Below are 9,444 nucleotides of genomic sequence, written 5' to 3'. Positions count from 1 at the left end.
TAAGGAGTGCCTCTAAACCTCCTTCTAGATAACGGTTCAATAAGTTTCGTACAGTTTGATGAACAAAACCTACTGATTTAGCTACTGCTGTTAAATTCTGACATTCAGAGTAGAGAATGAGAGCTTGAATTTTCCTATGGTGCTGTGCATTCTTTTTATCTTTCAGGGCTTGCTTCAATTCGCTAATTTGATATTCATTTAGTTCGACTTTCATACCTTATAGTATACAGCTATTTTTGTTTTTTGTTAAGTATAACAAAGATTAAAAAGATAGAGAAAGCTCATGCTAGATTTCCAATTCTAGCGTGGGCTTTCTCTATCTTGGTTGTGCATATCTTATGAGCTATTTCGTTTGCTCTAATTGTTTAAGGTCTACAGGTAAGTTTACGATAAAGCAACTGCCTTGTTCGACTTGGGATTCCACCTGAATCTGACCTTGATGTTGGTGGACAATTTGGCGGACCAGGGAGAGGCCGAGGCCGATTCCTTGGTCTTGATTTTTATTGCGGTCTTGAGAGATCTGGTAGAATTTTTCCCAAATGTGGTCGAGTTGATCGGTTGGTATTCCAGATCCATTGTCGCTGATACGCAGGCTTGCCATTTTTTCATCGGCCTTTAATTGAATGTAGATCCAATCTGATGTGAATTTTCGGGCATTGGAGAGGAGATTATCCAGCAAGCGTTGTAGTTGGGTCGCATGCCCTTGCAATTGAATGTTAGACTGGATATCAATGTCGACTGTGATGCCCTCTGTTTCCAACATTCGTCGAAAATCAGAAGCTTTTTCCTTCACTAAGAGAGAAAAGTCGAGTAGTTGGGTTTCCACTGGATGTCCTTCCTCCAGACGTGCTAGCTCGAGGATTTGCTCTACTAAATTTTTCATGTGTAGAGCTTGACGGTGAATAATACCGTTAGATTCCTGTGCTTCTTCAAGTGTCTGCGCGTAATCTCGTCCGTATTGGCTTTCTGAGAGAATGACGGTTAGCGGGGTGCGTAGTTCGTGAGAGACATCATTGGTGAGCTGCTGCTCCCGTTTGAAAGTGCTCTCGACTGTCTCTAGCATATGATTAATGGTTGCCGCTAATTGTGTGAGTTCGTTATTTTGTTGGCTTTGAGGGATTCTTTGGGAAAAATCTTGGCTGAGTCGAATGCGATTGGCTGTTTGACCAATTGCCTCAACAGGCCGAAAGGCGGTTTTTAAGATGCGATAACCTCCCCAACTGACGATAGCAATCAAAAACGGTGCAATTCCGGCAAGGGTAAGGAGAAACAACTGCAATTCTGGATTACTATTACCTTGACTTGTGACTGCTCGGAGCCAGTGATTGGATTCGGGGATTTTTGTGTCAACGTAATAGTAGTTATGCTGGTTACCTCTGCTTTCTAGTACTTGTCCATTCGAGTAGGGAAGGCTACTGTCAAAGTCGCTAGGAAAAAAAGATTGTAGGGACTGATTTCTGTCATTGTAGATGGAATAGTAGATCCCGTCGTCAAAGCCCTCGAGGTCGTCTTCATCTTCTGCCAAGTTTTGAGCTGTTTCAATCGCTTCTTCTTGTAAGAAGGACTGGTCAACAGATGTAGCGAACGAGCTCGTAAGGAGCAGGGCCAGTCCGAAAAAGCCAAGGAGAATGAGGAGAATAAAGCCAGAGTACCAGGCATTAACCCTGCGAATAATAGAGGTATTAGACCGTTTGAACGGGGACTTAAAGAATGACATAACCGAGCCCTCTTTTGGTTTGAATGAAGGAATTCTTGGAGGATTCTTGGAGTTTGCGGCGGATATTCTTAATCAGCACTTCAATATTATTGGAATCACCTTCATAGTCGAAATCCCAAACGTGTTCGCGGATCCGGTCGCGTGAGAGGATTTGTCCTCGGTGACTCATCAGGTAAGCTAGAATTTCGTATTCTTTAGCAGTGAGGGGAATTAGTTGGTCAGCCTTCCAGACTTGTTGGCTGGTCAAATCGAGGGAGATGGGGCCGATTTGAATGAGAGAGGAGGTGACGTTTGTTTGTTCACGACGTGTGATCGCTCGCAGACGAGCTAGAAGTTCAGGAAATTCGAAGGGTTTGACTAGGTAATCATCTGCTCCTAAGTCCAGCCCTCGAACTTTATCCTCTAGGCTATCCTTGGCGGTTAGAAAGAGTACGGGAGTTTGCTTACCCTGCTGGCGGAGAGTTTGAATAAGAGTAAAACCGTCCATTCGAGGCATCATGACGTCCACTACTAAAGCATCATAATTCGTTGTTGCTAAGTAATCCAAAGCTTCTTCTCCGTCATATGCTGCATCAACACTGTAGGCCTGGGTCTTGAGTAGTTTAACTAAGCTACGATTTAAATCTAATTCATCCTCGACGATTAATAGTTTCATTCTGATCTCTTTTCTTTTTTCTCCAGTATAACAGAAGGGGGGCGAAAAACTCTTTCACGAATGTTTGTTCGTGAAAGAGTTTTTATTTCAAGCTATCCTCGCTCTTTTATCAGGCTTGCGTGCAGGGATTAGTAATCGCTGGGAGCTTCAGTTATGCTCAGATTTTTGGAATCTACTAAAATTTCCTGGAAGGTATCGCCATCTAGGATTTCGACTTGATAGGTAACAGATTTGCTAGTGTTTTCAAGGCTGATATCCAAGATTTTTGCGGAAGGATATTCCTTTAGAAGAGCTTTTTCGACATCGGCGATGCTTTTTTCAGGTTTGGCTTTAAGTTTATCCTCGGCTTCTAAGGGCTCTTCTGATTTACGAATAATTTTTCCACTATCAGCATTAAGTTCTAATTCAATTTCTTGATTCTTACTTTCGATGCGAACTTCATAAATGACTTGGTTTTTTTCACGGTCTAGACTAATGTCGGTCACGGTTCCAGAACCGGCTGCTTTGAGTGCTGCCTTGGCTGCTGCTTCAAAGTTGAGTTTGGGATTTAATTTCATGATTTGCTGAAGAACTTGGTCTCGGTTGTCTCCCTGATCCCAATCATCATCATCTTCCCAGTCCCAATCAAATTGATCATCCATCGCTTGAACCGTTTCAATGACTCTAGGGGCATTTCCTGTAGCATAGATGGTAGCAGCTCCTACAGCTCCACTTCCAAGAACCAGTGCAGAAGTCAGAAGTAACCATTTGTTTTTTAAAATTGTTTTCATAAAGTGAATTCCTCTTTTCATTTGGTATGCTTTTAGTATAAAAGAGAAAAATGAAGAGAAGATGAAGAGAGGCTCATAAATGAAAAAAATTAAAAATCATAAAGAGCCATGTGTTTTAAAAAATCTCGAAATCGAGGAAGGGTCATTTCTAGATAGCCTCTTTTACTTGGATGAACAACCCCTTTTCGAATAAGTCTCTCCCTGTAGACAGAAAATTTATTGGCAGAGAATTCGAGTTGATCACGGAGTTGACTTACAGGTACTTCATTTTTGGGACTATCTAGAAATGCTTTAAGAACGTTTCTATCTAAGTCTGATAGTTCGGACCAGATTTTATTGTAGACATATTCTTGGAGATAGTCATCGAAAGCGTCTAGTAAATCAATAAGAGGTTTTTCCTTCTCATTCCATTTTAGATATCCCAATACTTGGAAGGCAAAGGGGAAGCCTCTGGTTAGCCTGCTCATTTCGATAGCTTCTTCATCCGATAACTCAAAGATTTCTTTATAAGACTTTGTAATGAATAGATAATTTAAAGGAGACAGGTATTCCTTTTTTGATCGATGCAGAAATGTGAGACTGGAATCATCCTGAAGAAGCGAGATGTTTTCGTATAATCCAGTCATGAGCAGAAATACAGGCAGATCATCACTGATCCAAAGTTGAAATGAGGAAACAAAGGCCTTTAGATTATCCGTTTTTGTAACCTCATCAACAGCTATGAGAAGTTTTTTGTTATTCTCCTTTAGCTGTAAGAGCATTTTTTCAAGAGCAACCTCTATGCTGACAACTGGTGGGACATTTTCTACATCAACACCTAAACCAAAAATCGAGAGGTTTAGCTTTGCCTTATGAAATAAAGCACTGATTTCTGGAATTTCGTATAATTTTGCGGCTAAGCTTTCGAAAAGAGGTCTATTTGGATTTAGCTTGATGGTGATCCAATCAGATTTCTGATTCAGGAGACGGACAATTTCGTTCATCATAACTGTTTTACCAACTCCTCTAACACCTGTAAGAATATAGGATTGAGAGGAAGGATTGGCTGAGGTTAAATCTTCTATAATCGTTGTTGTTTGGGCTGTTCGGTCGATATAGGTCAATGGTTTTTTTCCAAATCCAAGTGTAAATGGGTTTGCCATGCGTGCTACCTCACTCTTTTATATTCTTTTATAATCCTAAATTTATTTTATAATGTTTTATATTCTGGCGCAACTTTTATATTTATTTATAAACTTTTATAGTTTAGCCATCTCCTACTTTGAAAGTGTTTTTTTAGAAAAAATTCTGAAAAAGGGCTTGACACCTTTTTCAAAATAGTTTATTATACCCTTAACCTTAAAAATGGAGAAAGGAAAACTATGGTATGTTGAGAACTAGCCAAGCAACAGCAGTGAATCATACATATTTCTACAGCTACTTTTAGATAGTGTTTGTAGCCTGGTTTCATGGATACAAACACGACAACGTTTCGTTTGTATCTATGTAGCTGTGGTAGTTTTGACTGTACCTGCATAGATGATATATCTAGGTGGCAGGTCAAATCAGTCTGTTTCTTCATACAGTTGAATTGAAAAGGGGCCGTTTAGATAGCAGAAACGGTCCCATTTTTTGTATCCAAACTCTGATTTAAGGAAAAGAAAAAAAGAGGAGAACATTTATGCGATTTAAGAAGTTTTTGGTAGGCTCGGTAGTCTTTTTGTCCACAGTAGCCCTAGCAGCTTGTTCAACATCAAGTAGCAATAACGGAGAGACAAAAGTCGGAATTATTCAATACGCTGAGCATGATGCCCTAACGGCAACGCGTGAAGGCTTTATGGAAGCTCTTGAAAAAGCAGGATACAAAGAAGGGGATAATTTAGCTGTAGATTTGCAAAATTCTCAAGGAGATCAAGCGAATCTCCAGACGATGGTTGAACAGCTTGCAGGAAAAAATGATGTTAACTTTGCGATTGCGACACCAGCAGCTCAATCCCTTTTGAGTGTTGACACTGAAACACCATCTGTCTTTACAGCTGTGACGGATCCTGTATCTGCAGGTTTGGTAGATTCGATGGAAAAACCTGGTGGAAATATGACAGGTTCTGTTGATGCGAGTGACGTTAAAGGTCAATTGGATATGTTACTCAAAGTAGTTCCAGATGCTAAAACTGTAGGAATTTTTTACAATTCCAGCGAGGTCAACTCAGAAGTTCAAGCTAAGGAAGCTGAAAAGATCTTGAAAGAGAAAGGCATTAAGGTTGTGATCAAGACTGTGACTACAACTAACGATGTACAACAGGCTGTGACCTCTTTAGCGGGTCAAGTGGATGCGATTTACTTCCCATTGGATAACACAGTTGCTTCAACAGCTAGCACTATTGGAGATGTTTTGAAAGAAGCAAAAGTTCCTGCCATGGGTAGTGACAACGCTGTTATCGAAGCAGCCCTCTTTACGTACGGTGTTGATTACCATGCGATTGGTGTTCAAGCAGGTGAATTAGCTGTTGACATTCTTAAAGGAGAAAAACCAGCAGATTTGGCTGTGAAAACACCTGAAAAAGCAAGTATTGCAGTTAACGAAGAGATGGCGAAGGTTCTTGGAATTGATCCTGGAACCATCAAAGCATTAGAGAAATAGAAGGAATATAGATATTGATGAAAGAAATCGGAAAGTATTTACTGACCACCTCATTACTTGGTCTAGCGGTTTTGGGCTTGGCGGCTTGTTCGAGCACTCAGAGTCAGTCTGGAAATGCTAATGGCGTTAAAGTTGGAATCCTCCAGTACATGGAACACGATTCCCTTACAGCAGCTCGTGAAGGGTTCGAAGCCGAATTGGCAGATAATGATTACAAAGCAGGTGATCAGCTAACCTTAGATTACCAAAATGCTCAAGGGGATCAAGCGAATCTACAGACGATTTCGGAACAACTCATTAACAATAACGATCTAGTTCTTGCTATTGCGACACCAGCAGCACAAAGTTTGGCGACGGCTTCTACAGACACACCTGTCCTTTTCACTGCTGTTACGGACCCGCTTTCTGCAGATTTGGTGGAATCGATTAAAAAACCAGGTGGCATGTTAACAGGGACTAGTGACCAGGCTCCAATTGACAAACAGGTGGAGCTATTAGGGCAAGCCGTACCAGAAGCAAAAACAGTTGGTATTCTTTATAACACGAGTGAGCGAAATTCTGAAGTGCAGGTCGAAACAGCTCAACCACTTCTTGAAAAAGCAGGATATAAAGTGGTCTTGAAAGGTATTTCCAATACTAATGATGTTCAAGATGCGGTGACAAGCTTGATGAAGGATGTCGATGCTGTCTTCATTCCGACTGACAATACTGTGGCTTCAACGATGACCATGATTGGAGAACTTTCCGTAGCTAATAAGGTGCCTGTTATCGGTGGATCTACTGATATGGTGGATGAGGGAGGACTTCTCACTTATGGAACCAACTATGAGGCTCTTGGTCGTCAGACAGCTAAGATGGCTTTGAAGATTTTGGATGGAGCGTCACCAGCTGATACAGCAGTTGAGTATCCTGAAACGGTCAGTCTTCATGTCAATGAAGAGATGGCTAAGAAATTGGGAATTGATACTAGTAAGCTAGCTGTAAAAGACTAATTGAAATGATTAGAGAAGTGGGATTGTTGTCCCAACCTCTTTAAAAGGAGTAGAACGTGGATCTTATTTTATCAAGTGTATCACAAGGTCTCCTTTGGTCGATCATGGCCATTGGAGTCTACGTGACTTATCGGATTTTGGATATTGCAGATTTGACAGCTGAAGGGGCCTATCCTCTTGGTGCAGCTGTAGCTGCAACTAGTATCGTGGGAGGGATGAACCCTCTGCTTGCGACCCTTTTGGCATTTGTAGCAGGAATGGGAGCCGGTTTGGTATCTGGGCTTCTCCACACCAAGATGAAAATTCCAGCTCTTTTGACAGGGATTGTTACCTTAACAGGTTTGTATTCTATTAATTTAAAAATATTAGGAAAAGCCAATGTGGCGCTTCTTCGCCAGGAGACTCTAGTGACTCAATTGCAGGGGTTGGGCTTGAGTAAAACAACAGCTGTTCTGATTATTGGTAGTCTCTTTGTCGCAGTTGTGATTCTCTTGTTGACTCTGTTGATGAATACTCAAATTGGATTGGCATTGCGATCTACAGGGGATAACATTCCTATGAGTGAGGCTAATGGTATCAATGTAAATCGCATGAAAATCTATGGTTACATGCTCTCCAATGGTTTGATTGCTCTTTCTGGTGCTCTCTTGACACAAAACAATGGTTTTGCAGATTTGAACTCAGGGACTGGTACCATTGTTATTGGATTGGCCTCTGTTATCATTGCAGAAGTGATCCTCCGCAATTTGCGTATTGGTTGGCGTCTTCTCTCTGTGGTTTTGGGGTCTATTATTTACCGACTCATTATCTTGGCGATTTTGGAAATTCCAGGTATGGATGCTGATTTGGTGAAACTCTTCTCGGCGACTCTCTTGGCAGTAGTACTCTTTGTGCCGGAAATTCAAAAGAAGTTGCGCGTGCGTAAGATTAATGTGACAGACAAAACGGCATAGGAAGGAAGCAAGATGACAAGTATTTTATCGATTCAAGATATTCACAAAACCTTCGAAGCTGGTACTATCAATGAAAACCATGTTCTCCGAGGGATGAATCTGGAAGTGCAAGAAGGTGATTTCATTTCGATTATCGGAGGAAATGGGGCAGGGAAATCAACTCTTATGAATACCTTAGCAGGGACTTTGCTGGTCGATTCTGGAGATATCCTCTTGGAAGGTAAATCTATTAAAACGATTCCAGCAGCTAAGCGCGCAGTTGATATCAGCCGTGTTTTCCAAGATCCCAAAATGGGAACGGCATCTCGCTTGACCATTGAAGAAAACATGGCAGTTGCTTATCGTCGCGGTCAAAAACGTGGCCTTAGCTGGGGAGTCAAGGATTCCGAACGTCAAATTTTTAAAGAAGCTCTTAAAGAATTAGGCTTAGGACTTGAAAATCGAATGAAGGTCGATACTCAATTCCTATCTGGGGGTCAACGCCAAGCCTTGACACTTCTCATGGCTTCCTTGGTTAAACCCAAGGTTCTCCTTTTGGATGAACATACGGCTGCCCTAGATCCGAAAACCAGTGATATGGTTATGGATTTGACGAAAAAAATTGTTGAAAAAGATAAACTGACGGCTTTGATGATTACCCATAATATGGAAAATGCCATTGAATACGGAAACCGTTTGGTCATGCTTCACCAAGGACGAATTGTTGTTGATGTTAAGGGTGAAGAAAAAGCTAATTTGACCGTTCAAAACCTACTTGACCTCTTCCATAAAAACAGTGGTCATGCCTTGGTTGATGATGAAATGATGCTGTAATTCCATTAAAACTCTGTTATCGATTGTTCCTTCGGTTATTATCACTGACTTGTTGTCGAGTCTGATGGTAGATTTGCTGGAGGAGCAACAAGAAGACCTGAATCGTTTAAAAGCGATTCAGGTCTTTTTTTTCTTTCCCGAAGAAAAAGGGTGGGGTATATTGACTGAGAATTTGGAAGGTTTCTTGTGCTTTGTCATGGTCTTCGCAGATGATAAGGCAGACATCATCTCCACAGACGGTGGCGACTATTTGAGTGATAGCCATGTTGTCTAATACTTAACAAAAAACAAAAATAGCTGTATACTATAAGGTATGAAAGTCGAACTAAATGAATATCAAATTAGCGAATTGAAGCAAGCCCTGAAAGATAAAAAGAATGCACAGCACCATAGGAAAATTCAAGCTCTCATTCTCTACTCTGAATGTCAGAATTTAACAGCAGTAGCTAAATCAGTAGGTTTTGTTCATCAAACTGTACGAAACTTATTGAACCGTTATCTAGAAGGAGGTTTAGAGGCACTCCTTACTGAAAACCGTGGAGGACGCCGCCACTTTTATTTAACACATGAAGAGGAAGAGGAATTTCTTGAAGAACAGGCTTCTTCCGCTATGAATGGAGAATTTGTCACTGTTGACACACTCTTTGAAGCCTATCAAAAAAGAGTAGGACGTAAAACAAGCCGCGAAGGTTTTTATGCACTTCTGAAACGTCATGGCTGGCGCAAGGTCAGTCCACGCCCTCAACATCCAAAGAAAGCAGATGCTAAGACAATTTTAGCGTCAAAAAATAAAATCACAATTTGAGGAAAAATCAAGTAAGCGCTTTATCTGTGGTAAATCTTACCAAAAAGTTCGGCTTATGTATCAAGATGAGGCTGGCTTTGGACGTATTAGTAAACTAGGAGCTTGTTGGTCTAAAAAAG

General features: G+C 41.0%; 9 protein-coding genes and 2 pseudogenes. 5 read left to right on the top strand and 6 right to left on the bottom strand.

Going from position 1 to position 9,444, the window contains the following annotated elements; genetic code table 11:
- The 5 genes from E4T71_RS07295 to E4T71_RS07275 all read right to left on the bottom strand — a co-directional run.
- Positions 1 to 214, bottom strand: a 214-nt coding sequence (locus E4T71_RS07295; protein WP_135034965.1) for a helix-turn-helix domain-containing protein, incomplete at its 3' end; no start/stop codon positions are given.
- Between the two features lie 129 nt (positions 215 to 343).
- On the bottom strand, positions 344 to 1,717 hold the full coding sequence (locus E4T71_RS07290) for a HAMP domain-containing sensor histidine kinase (RefSeq protein ID WP_135038524.1): 1,374 nt from the start codon (positions 1,715 to 1,717) through the stop codon (positions 344 to 346).
- Entirely contained in the window at positions 1,704 to 2,372 is a 669-nt protein-coding gene (locus tag E4T71_RS07285) for a response regulator transcription factor (protein ID WP_135038522.1), read from the bottom strand. The genes E4T71_RS07290 and E4T71_RS07285 overlap by 14 nt, the downstream gene beginning before the upstream one ends.
- Before the next feature lie 128 nt (positions 2,373 to 2,500).
- Positions 2,501 to 3,142: a PepSY domain-containing protein gene (locus E4T71_RS07280; RefSeq protein WP_167758491.1), complete on the bottom strand. Its 642-nt coding sequence runs from the start codon at positions 3,140 to 3,142 to the stop codon at positions 2,501 to 2,503.
- A gap of 89 nt (positions 3,143 to 3,231) precedes the next feature.
- Positions 3,232 to 4,284, bottom strand: a complete 1,053-nt coding sequence (locus E4T71_RS07275; protein ID WP_135038518.1) for an ATP-binding protein — start codon at positions 4,282 to 4,284, stop codon at positions 3,232 to 3,234.
- A gap of 518 nt (positions 4,285 to 4,802) precedes the next feature.
- On the opposite strand from E4T71_RS07275, the gene E4T71_RS07270 reads away from it, so the two are divergent.
- The 4 genes from E4T71_RS07270 to E4T71_RS07255 are packed head-to-tail and all read left to right on the top strand — an operon-like array spanning position 4,803 to position 8,520.
- Positions 4,803 to 5,762 (top strand): ABC transporter substrate-binding protein, encoded by a 960-nt coding sequence (locus tag E4T71_RS07270; RefSeq protein ID WP_135038516.1) that lies wholly within the window; start codon positions 4,803 to 4,805, stop codon positions 5,760 to 5,762.
- A 17-nt stretch (positions 5,763 to 5,779) separates the two neighbouring features.
- Entirely contained in the window at positions 5,780 to 6,754 is a 975-nt protein-coding gene (locus E4T71_RS07265; protein WP_167758490.1) for an ABC transporter substrate-binding protein, read from the top strand.
- 56 nt (positions 6,755 to 6,810) lie between these two features.
- The gene (locus tag E4T71_RS07260; protein ID WP_135038512.1) at positions 6,811 to 7,707 is read left to right on the top strand and encodes an ABC transporter permease; all 897 of its coding nucleotides are present in this window, start codon (positions 6,811 to 6,813) and stop codon (positions 7,705 to 7,707) included.
- A gap of 12 nt (positions 7,708 to 7,719) precedes the next feature.
- Complete coding sequence (locus tag E4T71_RS07255; protein ID WP_135038510.1) at positions 7,720 to 8,520, top strand: ABC transporter ATP-binding protein; 801 nt, start codon at positions 7,720 to 7,722, stop codon at positions 8,518 to 8,520.
- A gap of 106 nt (positions 8,521 to 8,626) precedes the next feature.
- Here the strand turns inward: E4T71_RS07255 and E4T71_RS07250 are convergent.
- Positions 8,627 to 8,797, bottom strand: a pseudogene (locus tag E4T71_RS07250) (hypothetical protein); the annotation flags it as partial.
- Positions 8,798 to 8,833: 36 nt separating this feature from the next.
- On the opposite strand from E4T71_RS07250, the pseudogene E4T71_RS07245 reads away from it, so the two are divergent.
- Positions 8,834 to 9,444, top strand: a pseudogene (locus tag E4T71_RS07245) (helix-turn-helix domain-containing protein); the annotation flags it as partial.

The organism is Streptococcus sp. WM07 (genome assembly GCF_004570525.1).
Taxonomy (GTDB): Bacteria; Bacillota; Bacilli; order Lactobacillales; family Streptococcaceae; genus Streptococcus.
This window is presented reverse-complemented; position numbering and strand designations above follow the sequence as displayed.

Coding starts and splice junctions, on each gene's coding strand:
- E4T71_RS07280 (WP_167758491.1), bottom strand. CDS start 3,142: ATGAAAACAATTTTAAAAAACAAATGGTTACTTCTGACTTCTGCACTG.
- E4T71_RS07290 (WP_135038524.1), bottom strand. CDS start 1,717: ATGTCATTCTTTAAGTCCCCGTTCAAACGGTCTAATACCTCTATTATT.
- E4T71_RS07285 (WP_135038522.1), bottom strand. CDS start 2,372: ATGAAACTATTAATCGTCGAGGATGAATTAGATTTAAATCGTAGCTTA.
- E4T71_RS07275 (WP_135038518.1), bottom strand. CDS start 4,284: ATGGCAAACCCATTTACACTTGGATTTGGAAAAAAACCATTGACCTAT.
- E4T71_RS07255 (WP_135038510.1), top strand. CDS start 7,720: ATGACAAGTATTTTATCGATTCAAGATATTCACAAAACCTTCGAAGCT.
- E4T71_RS07270 (WP_135038516.1), top strand. CDS start 4,803: ATGCGATTTAAGAAGTTTTTGGTAGGCTCGGTAGTCTTTTTGTCCACA.
- E4T71_RS07265 (WP_167758490.1), top strand. CDS start 5,780: ATGAAAGAAATCGGAAAGTATTTACTGACCACCTCATTACTTGGTCTA.